Annotated in this window: 13 protein-coding genes; 9 read left to right on the forward strand and 4 right to left on the reverse strand. The window is 33.6% G+C overall.

From position 1 onward, the window contains the following. Positions 1-71: 71 nt before the first annotated feature. A complete protein-coding gene (locus tag RINTHH_RS02675; protein ID WP_008232557.1) occupies positions 72-1592 on the forward strand; it encodes a hypothetical protein in 1521 nt (506 codons plus the stop codon). A 37-nt stretch (positions 1593-1629) separates the two neighbouring features. Here the strand turns inward: RINTHH_RS02675 and RINTHH_RS02680 are convergent, their stop codons facing one another. Continuing rightward, positions 1630-2187, reverse strand: a complete 558-nt coding sequence (locus tag RINTHH_RS02680) for a DUF721 domain-containing protein (RefSeq protein WP_008232558.1) — start codon at positions 2185-2187, stop codon at positions 1630-1632. 352 nt (positions 2188-2539) lie between these two features. Here RINTHH_RS02680 and RINTHH_RS02685 point away from each other — a divergent pair, with 352 nt between their 5' ends. The 3 genes from RINTHH_RS02685 to RINTHH_RS02695 all read left to right on the forward strand — a co-directional run bounded on the left by RINTHH_RS02685 (position 2540) and on the right by RINTHH_RS02695 (position 5577). Further along, on the forward strand, positions 2540-3694 hold the full coding sequence (locus RINTHH_RS02685; protein ID WP_044304436.1) for a hypothetical protein: 1155 nt from the start codon (positions 2540-2542) through the stop codon (positions 3692-3694). A gap of 160 nt (positions 3695-3854) precedes the next feature. Further along, positions 3855-4541: a PspA/IM30 family protein gene (locus RINTHH_RS02690; RefSeq protein WP_008232560.1), complete on the forward strand. Its 687-nt coding sequence runs from the start codon at positions 3855-3857 to the stop codon at positions 4539-4541. A 253-nt stretch (positions 4542-4794) separates the two neighbouring features. Then, positions 4795-5577, forward strand: coding sequence for a PspA/IM30 family protein (locus RINTHH_RS02695; protein ID WP_008232561.1), 783 nt, complete (start codon positions 4795-4797; stop codon positions 5575-5577). Between the two features lie 874 nt (positions 5578-6451). Here RINTHH_RS02695 and RINTHH_RS02700 read toward each other — a convergent pair. Beyond that, entirely contained in the window at positions 6452-6685 is a 234-nt protein-coding gene (locus RINTHH_RS02700) for a hypothetical protein (protein ID WP_008224763.1), read from the reverse strand. 889 nt (positions 6686-7574) lie between these two features. Then, positions 7575-8375 (reverse strand): peptidoglycan editing factor PgeF, encoded by an 801-nt coding sequence (gene pgeF / locus RINTHH_RS02705; protein WP_008232562.1) that lies wholly within the window; start codon positions 8373-8375, stop codon positions 7575-7577. A 138-nt stretch (positions 8376-8513) separates the two neighbouring features. Between pgeF and RINTHH_RS02710 the strand changes: the two genes are divergently transcribed. Further along, positions 8514-9323 (forward strand): biotin--[acetyl-CoA-carboxylase] ligase, encoded by an 810-nt coding sequence (locus RINTHH_RS02710; RefSeq protein WP_008232563.1) that lies wholly within the window; start codon positions 8514-8516, stop codon positions 9321-9323. Positions 9324-10502: 1179 nt separating this feature from the next. On the opposite strand, the gene RINTHH_RS02715 is transcribed toward RINTHH_RS02710, so the two are convergent. Beyond that, the gene (locus RINTHH_RS02715; RefSeq protein ID WP_008232565.1) at positions 10503-11183 is read right to left on the reverse strand and encodes a riboflavin synthase; all 681 of its coding nucleotides are present in this window, start codon (positions 11181-11183) and stop codon (positions 10503-10505) included. Between the two features lie 338 nt (positions 11184-11521). Between RINTHH_RS02715 and RINTHH_RS02720 the strand changes: the two genes are divergently transcribed. The 4 genes from RINTHH_RS02720 to RINTHH_RS02735 all read left to right on the forward strand — a co-directional run bounded on the left by RINTHH_RS02720 (position 11522) and on the right by RINTHH_RS02735 (position 17526). Next, the gene (locus RINTHH_RS02720) at positions 11522-12022 is read left to right on the forward strand and encodes a bifunctional nuclease family protein (protein ID WP_008232567.1); all 501 of its coding nucleotides are present in this window, start codon (positions 11522-11524) and stop codon (positions 12020-12022) included. A gap of 58 nt (positions 12023-12080) precedes the next feature. After that, on the forward strand, positions 12081-13211 hold the full coding sequence (locus tag RINTHH_RS02725; RefSeq protein ID WP_044304437.1) for an aldo/keto reductase: 1131 nt from the start codon (positions 12081-12083) through the stop codon (positions 13209-13211). A gap of 161 nt (positions 13212-13372) precedes the next feature. Beyond that, a complete protein-coding gene (locus tag RINTHH_RS02730) occupies positions 13373-13870 on the forward strand; it encodes a deoxycytidylate deaminase (RefSeq protein ID WP_231291148.1) in 498 nt (165 codons plus the stop codon). 3062 nt (positions 13871-16932) lie between these two features. Beyond that, positions 16933-17526, forward strand: coding sequence for a chromophore lyase CpcT/CpeT (locus RINTHH_RS02735; protein ID WP_044304438.1), 594 nt, complete (start codon positions 16933-16935; stop codon positions 17524-17526). Positions 17527-18173 lie beyond the last annotated feature (647 nt).

An 18173-nucleotide genomic window follows, 5' to 3' on the forward strand; every position in this document is an offset into this window, starting at 1 on the left:
GAAGACAACATATATGAGTGGTTTAACAGAAGTTGCTGCCGTTCAATTATTAGCTAGTGGGTGACGAAATAATGAGTGAAGCAGAAAACCCAAATCACAAAGCTGTGAATGAGTCGTTAAATGCTCTAAATTCACCATTATCCAAGCAGGTGTGTCCCTTCTATTATGTGAAGTTCCAGCAGCCAATGGTAAATTCCCAACAACCGCCGGCATTGGGAATGAATGATGATAATGAACCATTAACTATAGACATCTCGGCAAATAAGGGTATATCTAAAACTTGCTGGTTTGTAGAAACAGATAGAGAAAAGCAAGGCTTATCTGATGGTGAATCCCAAAAATCTCTGGAATTGAACACAAAATTGTGTGGAGAGGATAATGACTTATATCAACAATTGAAAGAGCTTAAACAGGCTCTAGCTAACACTGAAGAATCTTTACAATTGCAAAAGAAACGTTCCTGTATCACAGAGTCACTATTTGTTCAACAAACCCAAGAATTGAGTGTAGCACAAAATCAAATAAAAACTCTATGTACCGATTTAGACATGGCGGTAGAAGCAGTACAAAATGCAAAACGTCAAGAAGATTTAGCGAGGAATTATAAGATGCATTTAGAGCTGAGCCAACAACGTCTGGCTCAATTGGAAAGGGAATGTACCACGATGCAGGCAAACTATGATGAGCAATCTCACCAACTACTGCAATCAGAAAATAACTGCCGGGAATTGCGTGCCAGGTTAATGCGGCAACAACGTCAAACACTTCAATTCAAGGCAGCATTAGAAAAATGCTTAGATGTATCTGTACCTACCACGGATTTCCTAGAGGATATAAATAGTGAAGTCTTTGAACATAATACTAATATTTCTCAATTAGCTAAGACATTATTATTCCATACCCAACCGATTCAACCATGGTCTGCCAATACTGAATCTGTTGCTGATGATTTAGAGCATACTTGGGAAGAATTATATTTATCATCGGATGAAGGGAGAGTTGAAACTACTCCAGTACAATCCTTACACTCTTACTGTGAGACCACATTATCATCTTCAGTATTTGAAGAGTGTCCTGCAGAGGATAGTAAATCTAATATTGTTTCAGAAAATAACATTATAGGGAACCAAGCATGGGGTGAGAAATTAGACTTTGCAATCCAAACTTTATTAGAGCATCAAAATCCGTCTAACCTTTCTGCATCAGAAATTGAAGCAATTACTTCATTAGAATCTAATTCTTCATCAACTTATAATATCCATTTAAGTCCTGAATATGAGGAAAGAAGTGATGCCCAGTCAATAGTAGAAGCTAGGGAAATGAGGAAATCAATTTTACCTGCTATTGAAAACGCAGATAATTATTCCGTTACAACAATTGTTGAGCCTTCGGAATTGCCAATTACTGAAGATTATTGGTCAGATGTGCCACTAGTCTCTCCTTCAGATGTATTGGGGAATAGCAACTCTGATAATTCTTGGAATAATTATGATGAAGAAAAGGTTTCCCCATCACCAGTAGTTTACCCCCAACGTCCTCCTAAAGGGAGGAAATCTTTTGCATCGGTAGAGCTACCGAATTTCCCTTCTTAAAAATCTGCGGAATAAACAGTTTGAATTAACAATCATGTCATCGAAATTCTTTAGCTGCACAAAGAGAACAGACTTGCCAACGCCTTATTTCCCCTGGGGGGGTAGGGCATTGACACTTGGGGCACAAAGGTATAAATTGTGAACGTTTATCAGTTAATTTTTTCCAATTGGTAAAAGCTTCATTGATACTTGTTTTTTCTTGATGATTGCAATCAGAAATATTAATGGTCTCAATATAACTAGGATGTTCCTGGGGTAGGTTGTTGTTGCTATAATCACGGGTCTGGTTAGCTTGATTTTGATTGTGCTGCCAAGAGCCGGTGGAAAAATGAATATCTTGCAAAGGAGAAGGTAAAATAGAATTGATTTTCACTAATAACCTTTTGCGTTCGAAAGTGAGGTTTTGAGACCAAACGGCACTATAGGTAGCAACCCGCAATACTCCCCTTTTTATTGACGTTGGCTGAGTATGTGCTGCAACAACTTCCCCTACGATTTTCTCCCATGCAACTAGCAGGATTTGTAAAGGCTCTTCTGCCAGTTTCGTCTGGATTTGCAAACATCCTAAAATATCATTAACCGATTGCCAAGACATTATATTTGTGTAATTACCTTAATTAAGCAATGAAGTTATTAGTTATTGACATCAATATTGTTTCATTGGAAATGGAGAAGAAAAAATATTCAACAATTAGTAAACTCTACTGGAAATAACTCAATTGCCTTTGATACATACTCTATAAATAGGTAAAACTTTGATTTTTCCGATAAATCTCAGTAAAAGTTGACTAGCAACCTGAGAAATGGAGAAAAGAATGTTAGACTCACTTACATCACGAAAGAATTAAGTTATATGAAGTAAAAAATTTAAATCTTAGAATTTAAATTTTTTTGACCCTATTGTACATTTTGTTTACCCAGAAGTTAAGCCGAAAGTTAGGTAGGCAATGAGCGAACACCCCAGATCAAATCCCAATAATTCATCTCCTAAAAGCACCGCAATTATATTGAATCCAATTCTTGCCCAGGCATTGGCAAGCCTAGAAGTGCAACTAGATGGAGAATTAGCCCGTTATAGACGTACTAGAATTGGTTCTAGAACACCAAACCCTCCTCGTATAGTTAACTCTACCAGCAAGCAATCATTGGGATTAAAATCATTTAGTCCCATAGTAGATCCCAGTAATTCATTAGCCATAACAGAAAGTAAAACTGATACATCTGCAAGCATAGCAAAAACAAAGGAAATAAGGGAAGTCTGTAAACAAAACCAGTCGACTAAAACAGCAAAAACTCCCAATGCATATTCATCTGGTAATATTGCTCCTGCAGATGCGAAAGGTGATGTTAATATCAGTGCTGCAGACGCCAGAAAATACTTTATAGAACCAGAAGATTGTTTAGAATATTCTGGGGCACCTTTGCATAGTTTGATGGAAGAGCAAAAACAAACAACAACCCAGAGCAAAAATAAAAATGATATTAGCATACTAATGCTAATATCCAATTTGGGTATTGGTTGCATGTTGTTGCTACTATCTGCCGTGGCCATTGTCTATTTGGTAATCAACCGGAGAATCTGGCCCCAAATTAACTTCATTAGGTTACTTCAGAATCAACTGCCTGAAATTACAGACACAAGAGTAAGTAATTCAAATATTACAAACCAAAAACAAACTCCTAGTTATCCAATACGTCAATACCCGAATTTAGCAGTACAAGATGTACCAGAGGTTGATAAGCCTAGAAATGTAGTGGGATTAAACCCTAAAACTGAGAATAACACTGTTGTCGTTCCCATACAGACATTTGAAAAATCAACCCCCAAATCTAAAGTTACTTCTACTCCAAAAACTTTTCCTGCAGCCTCCCATTTATCATTAGCTATTAAACCTTCATCTGATGGTTTTTACCACATTGTGACTGAGAACCAGAGTAATAATATCCTAACCAAAGCGAAGACAATTGTTGGAGATGCTTACCTATCAAATAATAAGAAAATTATTTATTTAGGTGCTGTTAAGACTAAAGCTAGAGCAGAGAAACTACTAAAACAATTAAAAGCTCAAGGTCTTATTAATGCCACAATTAAGCAGCCTTAAGCTTTAGAATAGGGCAATTTAGGTGATAATAAGAGCATTAAGATTTGAGTAGGGATGGGGAAAAAGTGAAAAAACAAATATAAGTAATTTAACCTCCACCCTTCACATTTAAAATCCATAATCGAATAGATGATTGAAGAATATTAATGGAGGGTTTGACATGAGTCTAATCGACCGTATCCTGCGGGTAATTCGTGCAAACTTTAACAGTTTAGTTTCAAATGCTGAAGATCCGGAGAAAATTCTTGAGCAAAATATGATGGAAATGCAGGAGTATTTGATGCAATTACGGCAGGCGATTGCAGCTGCAATCGCAAATCGAAGACGAACAGAACGCCATGCAAATCAAGCTCAGTCTCATTCTGAAGAGTGGTATCGCCGAGCCAAACTAGCTGTAAATCAGGGTAGTGAAAACTTAGCTAGGGAAGCACTCACCAAGCGTAAAGAATATCAGGAAGCCACAACCACTTTGTTAAAACAGGTAGATGAGCAAAATGAGGTGGTAGCAATGCTGAGAAATAATATGCGAGCCTTGGAGTTGAAAATCTCCGACATGAAAACCAGAAAAGATATGTTTATTGCCCGTATCCGTTCTGCTGAGACTTCTGCAAAACTCCAGGAGATACTCAATGGAGTCAGAGAAATAGGTAGCCTGAGTGCTTTCGAACGGATGGAAGACAAAATTTTGCATTTGGAATCGCAACAAGAAGTAATGCCTGTAAGTAGTACCACAATTGATACTTTAGAAGATAGCAGTAATATTAACGGAGAACTCACAAATATAAAAATGCAGCCAAAATATATAGGATATCCAGAATCAAAACAATTACCAAAGAACGATAATTAATACGGCCAGGAAATTATTTGTATGTACTAGTATAAATGGAATTTACCTTCTCCTCTTTAACCCAGTCCCATTTTATAAATGGGACTGGGCAATTGCTGAATTGGTAGCATATCTTAAAAAAATAAGAGAAATACTTGTGGTTAGTCATCAATCTCAATCTGAAAGGATTACATTGAAATAAGTAGCCATAAAATTTTGTAAAAAAGCTAATTGCCTACAAGGCATGTAAATCTATTACAGGAAAAACAAAATTATGGGATTGTTTGATCGCGTGAGACGACTGGTCAGTGCTAATTTAAATGATTTGGTAAATAAAGCTGAAGATCCAGAGAAAATACTGGAACAGTCTATATTGGAAATGCAGGAAGATATAGTACAATTGCGGCAGGGTGTGGCTCTAGCAATTGCTGCTCAGAAACGTACCGAAAAACAATATAATGATGCTGCCAGTGAGATCAATAAGTGGCAGCGAAATGCGCAACTAGCATTGCAAAAAGGTGATGAAAACCTTGCCAGACAAGCCCTAGAGCGCAAGAAAACCTTCAGTGAAACATCAACAAGTCTCAAGACAAGTTTAGATCAACAAATTGCTCAGGTAGATAGTCTTAAACGAAACTTAATTCAACTAGAAAGCAAACTTTCCGAGGCGAAAACCAAGAAGGAAATGCTCAAGGCCCGGATTACTGCTGCTAAAGCCCAAGAGCAATTAGGTAGTATGGTTAAAGGAATGAATACCAGCAGTGCTATGGCAGCTTTTGAGCGCATGGAAGAAAAAGTGATGATACAGGAAGCTCGTGCCCAATCTGTCGCTGAGTTAGCCGGCAGTGATTTAGAAAATCAATTTGCTCAATTAGAAAGTAGTGATGTTGATTATGAATTAGAAGCTTTAAAGGCACAAATGTCTTTAACTAGCAGAGAAAAAAACAGTCAACCCCAACTACCCCAGCAATCTATTAAAAACCAACCTATTCCCGAAAATCAAGAACCTGTGGATACCGAGTTAGACACTCTACGTAAAGAATTAGATCAAATGTAGGTTTTTTCCCTTTGTTTTATTTCAATTCTCCCACACATTCTTGGTTGTGGGACTTTACTTTGCACACTATATAATAACATCTGGGAAATGTGGCTCATCAGATTGCTAATTATAACAACATCATTTAATTTTTATAATTAGTATATAGGATAGGAACTACTATAACTATACATTAAATAGAATTTATTAATAAGTTCTCTTTCATTCTTCATTACTGTAAACAAATAGTTTATAGGGAATAACAATATTATCTTACTATTTTTATAGTTCCAAGAATCCAAAGTTAATTTGAATTAGAATGAATACTATATAAGATATACTTAGTATTATTCACAGGTTTATATTAATTTCATCTTACTTAAGCTCAATGTAAGCTTACACATTTTCCTATAAATATTATAGATTATTGTTTTTTCAATTTTTAGAGGGTTTAATTAAATATTCAAATTTATTAATCATAATTTTTACAATTCCATCAAAATGCCTAAATATTATCCTATACTATACTTAACATAAATTCTAGTGATATTGGCTTATTATCCAAAGTATGCTTAATATATATATTTTGGAATTTATCATCATCTATAATATTTCTTAATAGACTCAGCTATATTTCATATCAAAAATAAGTTCTTGTAACTCTAAAAGTAGATAAAATTTGAGTTGAAATATAATACAAAATTATTTGCTTCGAGAGAATCAGCAATTATTTTTCACCATAATTTAAAAATAATATTGGCAAGAAAGACAATATACTTATTATTCATAGACATTAATAAAAATCTACAAATTTCAAGTCAAATACTTCATGCCCAATAATAGTTTCTCTTAAAAACCTGGTGGTACTTTTAGTAGTGTAGTTACTATTTCTATCTTAGAGCCATAGCCTAATTGCGCTACGAAATTGATTAATAATATTATTGGTAGTTTGGGGCAGGTTAGATAGTTCCTCAACTAAATCTTCTGGAGTCACACCAAAAACCATTAGTATCAATACAATGATCAAAACTGCTATCATTGTACTAACCACAGTTTTGACAACCTTAAGCAATGTTGTAAATACTAACCAAGCAACCATCAAAGCTGCAACTAAAACAATTAAGCTCATTAGTCTAATGTTAGATATATGGTTTTTGCATGTTATGTCATTCTAGTGCATCCAAGGAATTTTCATGCAATTGCTATTTATTAAATGTGAGTTTTAAATAAAAATAGGTAATTACTAATAGTTTAATCAAGGTTAAAGGATATAAACAGGAAGTATTAGCCTAATACTTCCTGTTTATTCAAAGTGTGAAGTGCTATCTATTTTTTGAAGTGAGCACTTAAATCCGTTTATTATCCCCATTTAAATTTACATGTATGGGTGCTAAAACTAATAAACATAATTAAATATCCCAAGTTTAAGCATGATATTAATTCTGACTCAGCACAAAAATGATAATTATTAGTTTTATAAAATTAAGTTAGAAGCTATATTAGGAGATACTAACAGTCATTCTTCATTTTCTACACTTTTTTATTTTACAACATAACCCGTACTCCATATTATCAGGTATGCGTGTTTTATACGATGCCTTCATAACCATGTAAATCTTTTCTACAAATTTTCTTAAGTTATCCTAATAAAAACTAACACCCTCTTAACCACAAATATGGTAATTAGTAGGATTGATACTGACACTGCAGCTTTCCACAAAAAGTATTAAAGCTATTAATGAATGATATGAGCTGTGCAATTTATATTTTGTTAACCCCATATTTTTGTCCAAAACATATTTTGGAATAACTTGTAATTCATACACCCATAATTGTAAAATTGGACTCTAAAAATAAAATTCTCAGCACAAACATCAAAAATAATAAGAATACCATTTACCATTCAGTAGTTTATGCTGGGATATTTTTAAATATTAAGGATTTGCTAATTCTGCTATTTAAGCAGCTGTAATTTTGTATTTATAATAGGGAAATGAAAATAACACTTGCTTTAATTATTATGTAGTTATACTAACAATCCCAGACCACTGAAATTTTTTTAGATTATCCCGACGGTAGGAAAAAAAGTACTCAGGAGTTTGATAGGTACAATACGGAGCAACTGCTATTTGTTCTCCACGAATACCCATTAGTTCCATTTGTAAATAATTTATCCTTCGAATATCTAAACGAACATGACCTGGCTTTTCATCTGGTATCACTGGGGGGTTATTTAGGACTTGCAATGTATTAATAATTGCCTCTTCCTCTTCATAATTGAAAATACTAGCTCCAACTTCTACCGCTGTTTGTTTTGAAACCTGGTAAACTACCCCTGTGATTGCAGGTCCCATGACAATGCGAAGGTTAGTTAATTTACTCCCATTTGCCAATAATCGATGAATTGCTTGGGGAATAATTTTGGCTGCCGTTCCCCGCCAACCTGCATGTATTGCTGCCACATTACCTGTTTGGCTATCTGCAATGAGTATGGGGGTACAATCAGCGCTAGCAACCCATACAGCTTGCAAAGGCTTCTCACTTATCAACCCATCAGCCAATGCCCAACTAGATACTTCACTCTTATTTTGAGCATATCTTTGCAACCGGCTATTGATTTCTCCAGGAGTTATTACCACATTCCCATGTACTTGCTCTAAGCGATACCCAGAAGCATCTTCATGCAATACTCTGGTTAACTCGGTTTCTGGGGGATGAGACCAAAATTTTTGAGTAAAAAATCCATGGGGCCAATCCTCTAATAAACTACAAGTCAAATAGGGTAGTCCTTGCCAACTTTGCCAGTTCCAACTGTACATATTCCAAACTAATATCAACCAACAAAAACAGTCGCCAATCAATGCTAACTTTAACAAATAGAATAAGAGGAGTAAGGTTTAAAGGTTAACGTATTTTTCCTATCTTTACCCCTTCTAGATAAATTTAGGGTAACCCTAGTGTTATTGGACAAACAACAGTTAGAAAAAGCTCTAGCAGTAAAGCGCAAGTCTGTTTATTTACCATTTTCTCTACATATTTTTGACATAGTCTCTTCTACAAACGATATTCTTTGGAATTTAGTCGATCAGGGTGCAGAACCTGGATGTGTAGTTATCGCAACTCAGCAAACTTCAGGTAAGGGACAATGGGGACGTCAATGGTTATCACCCCTAGGAGGATTATATCTTTCTGTAACAGTTCCTACCCATAACTTATCTGCCAACAGAAGTTATCAACTAACATTTGCTACCGCTTGGGGAATTGTTAACCAATTGCAAAACCTTGGTATAGACATATCTATAAAGTGGCCTAATGATTTAATTCTTGAAGACCGTAAACTGGGTGGTATTCTTACAGAAACCAAAGTAAACAAAGGAAAAATTACCCAAGCATTGATTGGCATTGGTTTTAACTGGAAAAACCCAGTACCTGAAACAGGTATTAATTTGGAAATGTGGCAATCTAATAAAGTGCAAAAAATAATTCCCAATCTAGAAATTTTGACTTCTCAAGTTTTGCTTGGAATAGAATTAGGAATACAGTGTCTCTTCCAAGAAGGAGTAAATGTATTGTTGTCAAGTTACCTCAAGTTACTAACTAATATTGGTAGCTGTATATATATCAATAATTCTTTTGGGACTGTAGTTGGTGTAACTCAGACTGGTGAGCTTCATATTCACATGCAAACCGATGACACTAGATTGGATCGAAATCCAGATATTTATCTCCAGCCTGGTCAAATTAGTCTTGGGTACCAAAAACCTTAATTAAATTAACTTTGGAATTACTTTGTGCTTGCACGAATTCCACAAAGGGAGCCAGTAGCATTCTGGCTCAATCTTTATAAGCGCACTCAAAATAGAATCAGAGAGGAAATTGCTTCAGATAATCAAAATCCCTAGGCCCGTTTGCACAGACTATATAATACTCCAGAATAATACAGGTTTTTATGAGCAGAATTGCTTGAGCCCGCTTGATAGTGTTTTATTGTTGATCCAAAATCAACCAGTAGTAATTAAAAAGAAAATCACATCAAGATATTATTTTTTCCAAAGGGATACCTTTACATTTAAGACTTGGTTATAAAAACCCAATTCAAATCAATCCTAAGCCGGATACTTACAAATAAGTAAATACAGAGCAGAAAACTATACCAAGCGACAATAACTACTTACATAATCTAAACCTCATAACCCAAAATAATTATTATCAACTGCTACAACTGTTGTAAAAGCTCATATCAAACAACCAACAATTAAGGACACATCATATAAGCAATAATCAATACTCTCTCAAATCCGTCTTTGAAACTTTTATGACGAGAGTGGGATTTTCACTTCTGTCATGCATAACTTAATAGGAGTAATTGCAATCATATAACTAATAACATTATCAAGAGTGGTATTTACACTACAGAAATGCTCTTCTAACATCTAACAGATTAGTCTAATCCCAGTAATTACCAAGTTCGAGGTAAATATAACACACTAAGTTATAGGAATTGCCTATTTCAATTATCTTATTAAAATTAATATTGGTTTACTTATGGGCATACTTATTTTTCCGATGAAAGCTTATAAAATTATGGTTGCAGACTGCGATAAACAAAATTATTAATTGTGACGAAACTTAACAGATTATCAACTAATTAGATGGGCTGTATCTCTAATACAGGAAAAATTGTTATAGAAAACTTGTGGTAATGCAACTAATTAGAGATTTAAAAACCCATATAAGGTATGATTTGTCTATGCTAGGAGTTATTTTTATGTTTTTTATTGTGTTTTATATTTAGTTTGAGTAATTCAGTACTAAGTAAATTAAACCTTGCAAAAAATTTTACAATTAGAGTCAAATAAGACTTAACTTTACATCTATGTAAGGTAGAAGACCAACATGAAAATGGAAATGTAAATGTAAATAGTTAGTCAATATTTTTTATTTTCCTACAAATATCCATGTTCGTTAAGAAAACTGGAGTCAATATCGTTTTTACTATCATTTCCCTTGAAAGGTATAGTTGATTTACCAACATTGAGGAACCTTTCCACATACTTACCTAAAATATCTCCTTCTAAATTCACCCAACTACCATATGTTAAATATTGGAGATTAGTGTCAGTATAGGTTGTGGGAATGACAGCTATCTTAAATTTGCACAATTCCTGATCGTATTCTGCTACTGTAAGGCTGATACCATTAACAGCAATACTGCCCTTGGGAACAATATAACGGGCTATTGCATCTGGCGCAACGAACTCCATTTCCCAAGAAGTGGCTGTTTGTATAACACTTATCATCTGACCTATTCCATCGACATGACCCATGACAAAATGTCCCCCAACTTTGCTATTAACCCTCAAAGAAGTCTCCAAATTCACGTATTGGTTGCTTGTTAATGCTTGTCCTAATGTAGTTTTTTGGAGGGTTTCTGGGGAAATAGTAGCAATGAACCCATTGTCAAGTTTCTTTTCTACTGTTAAACAAACACCATCCACAGCTACACTATCTCCATAAGCCAAATCAGTCATCATTAATTTTGAGTTATCACCAACACAAGTAATCTGCCAGGAATTTCTCCCTACAGGTTTGATTTTTCCTAATGTCTGGATTAATCCTGTAAACATGGCTTTCCCTATCGATTCAATTCTATTTACCACTTAATTAATTTGAAAATGAACTAGTAATTCCCATAGTATTTTTTCTATTGGGAGCATATTGACTCACTATGTTTTCTGTATAAATCACACAACATTCTGTTTTAAATCAAGGCATACTTAATAAAGCAAGTTATTGTTGGATCTTTTTGCTAAAAATTACTCTGATATTAACAATTTGGGGATTTAATGGGGGCAATTCTATAAGTGCTAAAACTCGTATTTATATTTCTTCCAGCCTTGAACAGAAAAAGCATGACTTGTTAATGTTTTTACCTAGTGCTCAAAGTATTATAGAGGCATAGCCAATGATTGAGATGAAAGTCGCCGGCATAGCATTGGATGCCATTACCCGTAGCCCCATTATACTCTTGAAAGATGCTTCCGAACGCCGCGCTTTGTTGATATATATTGCTCTGGAACAAGCCAGAGCAATTATCGGCCCATTGGAAAACCAAAAGCCTCCTAGACCTTTAACTCACGACTTAATGATGAACTCTCTTGGGGAATGGAACATTAACATAGAAAAAATTATTATTCATTCCTTAGAAAGAGATACATTTTATGCATCTGTGATTTTGCAGCAGGGAGAATTTAGAAAGGAAATAGATTCCCGCCCAAGCGATGCAATTGCATTAGCTTTGCGTGCCAATGCATCCATATGGGTTATGGAGGAAGTCATTGCCAATGCCTCTATCCCTATAGATCGGGATGCAGATGAGGCTGAGCAAGAAGCATTTAGAGAGTTTATTTCTAATCTTTGTCCAGAAGACTTAATCCGCTATTTTGGAACTAGTGAAAACAGTTAAATATTTATTTGGGGTTAATTAAGATAACATACATAATTCAGGATGCAATATCGACCAGATGCAATATCGACGTTTTGGCAAAACAAATCTTTTCCTCTCTATATTTTCCCTGGGGACTATGCGTTATTTGACAACACCAAAGAATGCATATGACACTATTAATGCTACGATTTCACACGGAATAAACCATTTAGAAACAGCCAGGGGTTATGGTCAAAGTGAGGAATTTTTAGGGAGGGCATTTGCCGCAGGACTTCCAGTACCTCGTTCTCAACTCTATATTACTACTAAAATACCTCCCACTGAAGATGCAGACACAATGAATCGGTATATCGATGAATCCTTAGCTAGGTTAAATGTATGTTATATCGATTGTTTAGGGATTCATGGTATAAATACCTGGGAGCATTTAGAGTTAATTAAAAATCCTAATGGCTGTATGCAGGCTGTATGGAAGGCCATCGATGATGGGCGAGTTAAACATATAGGATTTTCTACCCATGCACCCTTAGAAGTTATTTTAGCTACTATTAATACGGATTTTTTCGAGTTCGTTAATCTACATTATTACTATTTTTTTCAACGTAATGCTCCGGCAGTTGAGTTAGCCTATCAAAAGGAAATGGGCGTATTTATTATCTCTCCTAGTGATAAGGGGGGACGATTGTATACTCCTCCTCCAACTTTAGTTAAGCTGTGCCATCCTTTTTCACCCTTAGAAATCAACTATAGATTTCTGTTAAGTGATTCTCGTATTACGACGTTGAGTGTTGGTGCAGGAAACCCAGATGAATTAATCAAACCTTTACAAACTTCTGATAGTATTCATCCTTTGACAGAAGAAGAAAAAAGAGTGTTCCATACTTTAGCAGATTATTCTTATCAAGCATTAGGCAATAGCCAGTGTAGTCAGTGCTACAAGTGTTTGCCCTGTCCGGAAAATATCAATATCCCGGAAATATTAAGACTAAGAAATCTTACTATTAGCTATAACATGAAAAACTATGGGGAATACCGTTATGGAATGCTAGAAAATTCTGGTCATTGGTTTCCCGGAATGAAGGGGAACAGGTGTACAGAATGTGGTGACTGTTTACCTAGATGTCCAGAGAATCTAGATATTCCCAGTCTATTGCAAGATACCCATACAAGATTGCAAGGAAAACCTGGTAGAAGGTTGTGGGGATGAGTATAGGTCAAGAAGGCTAGGGATTACTACTAAACTTCACTATATCTCTTTATCCACATAATATTCTTTTTCAGAACAGAGTCAGTAAGATTTGACATAGTTGAGCATAACATGAATTGAATTAGTCAAAACTTCTTAATCAAGTTAATTTTTAATTTTCAATGTACGATAAACTTAATAAAAACCAACCCTATAAACGACCAACATGGCATGAATATTTCCTAATGTTGGCTAAATTAGCAGCTACTCGTTCAACTTGTCTAGCCTTCCCTGTAGGAGCTGTAATTGTTAAAAATAAACAGATACTAGCCACAGGTTATAATGGTCCTCCCTCTGGTTCTGCCCATTGTATTAATCAAGGCTACTGCTACCCTGACCTCAGCAGTTGTGATGCCAGCAAAACTTTACCTTCACGGGCTATACATGCAGAGGCTAATGCAATTGCTCAAGCTGCTAAACATGGTATTTCTACAGACATGTCAAGTATTTATGTTACCTTAGAACCTTGTTTATCTTGCCTTAAATTAATTATTTCTGCCGGGATTAAAGAAATATTTTATGAAACCACTTTTAACACACAGGATAAAGCTTATATCAGAGATTTATTTATAAATGAAGGTTTAATTAGATTAAAAAAATTAATTTATCACCTGAAATAGCTATTAGAGCATCCCAATTTCTCCTTAATCCTACATCTTTGACTCGAGACACTAATACACTTCATTAGTTGTACTTGAATAGAAGCCATTAAAAAGGCATTATCATACAAACATATTTGATTTATTAAAAAAATAAAACCCGAAGTGAATTGACCAAGTTATACTACCATGAAAATTACTATCCTAAAAAATACAAATAGTATTTTCAGTGTAATTAAAATTAATTTATTAAACAACATAATGAAAAAATAACACTATTTTAAATACCAGTGATTTTAACAGGGAATTGAGATTCAAGATACAGGCTTGTTTGTATTTATGGCAGTATTATGTATAACTTTCCTAAAAAATACTTGTGATTACTATAGAGCAACACAGTTATTTTGTAATCTGAAATACAAGCAATTTACTGCATTAGCTAGGAAGAGTTTGTAAAGTAAATAACTGTTTTTGCCATAACTATTTTTGAATAATATTGTAATAGGAGTTAGTGTGAGACATGATTCATAGTATAGAAACTAGTAGTACAGTTACAGGTAGTTCATATTACAGCAAATAATATAACTTTTATCTTTATCTAAGTAATAGATTATAAATATAGCTATAGAAGAGTTAATATATAAAATCGACTCTAATTCCACATTTTTCCTAGACTTAAATAAAAGTGAGCATAGATATTTTATTATTAATAATTTGATAGAGAAATTAATTGTGATAAGAACTTGAGGAGTATTACGACTGTTGTGATAATGGATTCTGAACATCTCCTAATGCTATATTCTAAGGCTTAAATTTATCGGATACAGTATATTAATTTGCTTATAAGTTATTGTCTAAAACGATCAATAATCATATTATTTGGTTGGTAGAATATCTAACTACCTTAATGTTATAAATATCTATACATATCTGCGTTAAAATTGCTTGTAGTGCATGTAAGTCATTGCTTCTTATTATGAAGAGATATACAACTATCACAGCTGGGGCCTGTCAAATAGATCCTATAAGTCGATATAGTTTCTGGAAAATAGTGAAAAGTAGTAGGTTGGTAGTTTAATATCGGAATACTAAATATTGAGAAAGTATTGAACTAAAAGTTATTAATGTAGATAAGAATTTGAATGAAAATAATTTTCATTCAAATTCTTATAAAATTTACTGTGACATAGTTTTCCAGGATAGTCATAGTATTTTCATGAAGCACACATGATTAAATGAAACACTGAGTTTCATTTTTTTGCTTTTAGTTCAATATGCTGATTTTAAGCTATTTACGATGGTCAGGATATGTATGTTATTTTTGGAATCTTATAAATTTCTGAACCATTTAAATTACTCATAGAATTTTCCTGAGTTTGCCTTGCTAAAAAATAGCATACCCTTACTTTTGTAATAATGATAGTCATTAATTGCAAGTATATTTTTGCCTTTTAGTAGGAAAATATAATTTTTATTTTTGGACTATTGGAAGCATTGAATAAGACCTTTCACCTCATAAATCATGATTCCCTTAACTCCATTATTCTTCTCAAGATTTTTACATACTAATTCATTTAACTTCCTTTTAATAAGACTATCTTTTTTGCTAAAGTATATTTTAGCAAATGCCCGTTACTTTTTACATTAAACTATGAATCTTAACAAGTGATATCTACATTAAAGTTTTATATTTAAAGTAAAAAAAACGATGTTTCAAGAATCAAGTAGTAGAAGGGTAATTCCTATCAAAAAAAATCTTAGGATATGGATTCTTAGAATAAAGTAATTATTATTTTATGATTTATAGATATTGCTAAAAGTTTATAATAGTAGCTTGCTTTTCCTCTTTAATCCTGAATATTACTTGCTATTAGTTGCTTTTATCTTAGAACCCTATAGATACAAGATATTGTTCTCATTTAGCAATTAAATATCTATTCTTATTTATTACTAAATATAACTATTAGCTGCGAGAAGCGGAAAATTTTTCTGATTTTAATCCTTATTAACAATTTTTTGTTGGAGATAGAGTTATAGGCACCTATGCTATTGGTATGATGTTATTTTGCAATAGTTTATAGATTGAATGAGATATAATCAGGAAAATTTATGGATATGACTGCTTAATAGCTTACTAGATTAACTTCCCAATTATGTATTCTTTTTGGTGATGCAATACCTAGTAATAATAAACTCTCTGATGTTATTGATAAATTGGTAAAATAGAATGTACTAATTTTGTGAGTATCCAATTATCTCTCAGTCTGTTCAATTTTTACTTAGAGAAGGGAATTTACATTTATTAAGTTTAATGTTTAGTATGAAGGCAAAATTAGTTAGTGTGTGTAATAAAGTAATTAGGCCTACCTAGGACTATTCTTATAGGCTTTAAAGTGGTTAATAAGAGAATCCAAATCATTAGCAACCTCAATTCAGATACTACTATAATAATAATAATTAAAAATAAGGTATTGCCTGGTTATGTCAGGATACAGGATATCATTGAAATCACATGCCTAGAGCACTAAAACTTTAGCCTTAGCAGCTTTGATAATTCACCATCATCCAGGATAACTAGCTGAAAATATAAAGAAATATACCTGAATTATTTGGAGCCTACTATTTTTTTACAAAAATAACTTATGAGCTATCCTAAGTTTATTCTCTATGGGTGAGTCATAACACATCGTTGATAATAACAGAATTTTTTATAGTAACTATATGCTATATGAACAAATTTCCATTTTTGTGTGATGAAATATTTTCGGAGGTAAGGATTAGAGATATTCTATACTGTCAGTATTATTTATTTTTCAAGAGCAAGATGTGATACAAAATCCATCATATAGGGTTTTTTATTAATTTTATCAAAAGAATGTAAGATAAAGTACTTTACCTTTAAATAATATTTAATGATCTTATTCGTTAACTACTAAGTAATAATCTTGGGATAAAAATTATGTGATAAACGTATGAATAAAAATTGTGAAAACATATAGGTTGTAAATATTCCCTCTTCATTCTCACATAGCAAGTTAAAATACTTGCAGGAAAAAGTTTAATAAATAGTCTTTAAACTTGTCATGACTAATTCTCAGGATATTGCAACATTAGCTCGGTGGATGGCAGCTGACTTTAGTAATCAGCAACAAGCTTTTGATAACCCCCCGTTATTTGCTCATATTCGAGTATGTATTCGTCCCCTCCCCTGGAACTTGTTATCTGGAGTCAGTTTATTGTTAGAGCAGGCTTATAATTATAATTTAAATCAACCTTATCGCTTGAGGGTCATGAGAATAATTCCTGCCAAAGGAAATATTGTAATTGAGCACTATAACTTTAAAGAAGAGAAAAAGTTTTATGGTGCATCCCGTAATAGAGAACAATTAAAACGCATTACCATCAACAGCCTAGAAAAAATGCCAGGATGCAATATGCTTGTAAAATGGACTGGCAGCAGTTTTAAGGGGAAAGTGGAAACTGGCAAACAGTGTATAGTTATTCATGATGGCAAAAAGACATATCTCGATAGTGAGTTCGAAATTGACGCAGAAAAATTTGTCAGCCTTGATAGAGGAAGGTATCTAGAAACAGATTTACATGCCTGGGGATCGATTGCTGGGGAATTTAAATTTGTACGTTGGAATAGTTTTGCTAATGAACTTGAAATCAGGTAAATCAATCAACATAGGCCCAAACATGGACACGATAAAAGCCACTTTTGCTCACAATTTAGAATTTTGGCTATTCATTAGTCATGATTAAGAAGGTCTTGCCTGTACATAACATACTCGAGAGCCCAACATCATGGGGTCATTTATGTAGCTGCAATGTGTATTTTGTATTAGTAGGAAAATTAATTAATTTACAAATATTATTGAATTAATCTGCTCAAAAAATGTAGGGCAACACCGCGGTTAATATACTTAAATCTATTTAAGTAGGGGCTCATCCAAGACAAATTATTGTAAATATCCTCTATTCTATCTACTCGATTAGAGCCAAAATAGCAATATGAGTCGCTAGTTTGGTGTAAGCTTTCTCGCAAACTACACTTGGTCTAATCAACCATAAATTTTCATTATTTTGCTCTTATATAAATTTACTATTTTTATCAGATTTCCATAAGACTTGTATTGCATCCCATTGATAAAGAATGCTAAATAAACTTGCTGAGGTGTTTTTAGAGAGTGGTTTTTCTTATAATTAAATAAAATTTAATTTGCCTTTTTTAGAAAAAATACTCCCTTACTTGCTTTAATATATTAGTCTCAAGTACTCTCTCCGAGACGCTTTTAAGTTTACCTTTGCTTTCTATTGTGCT

The sequence above is a fragment of the Richelia intracellularis HH01 genome (genome assembly GCF_000350105.1).
In the GTDB taxonomy this organism is placed as follows: Bacteria; Cyanobacteriota; Cyanobacteriia; order Cyanobacteriales; family Nostocaceae; genus Richelia; species Richelia intracellularis.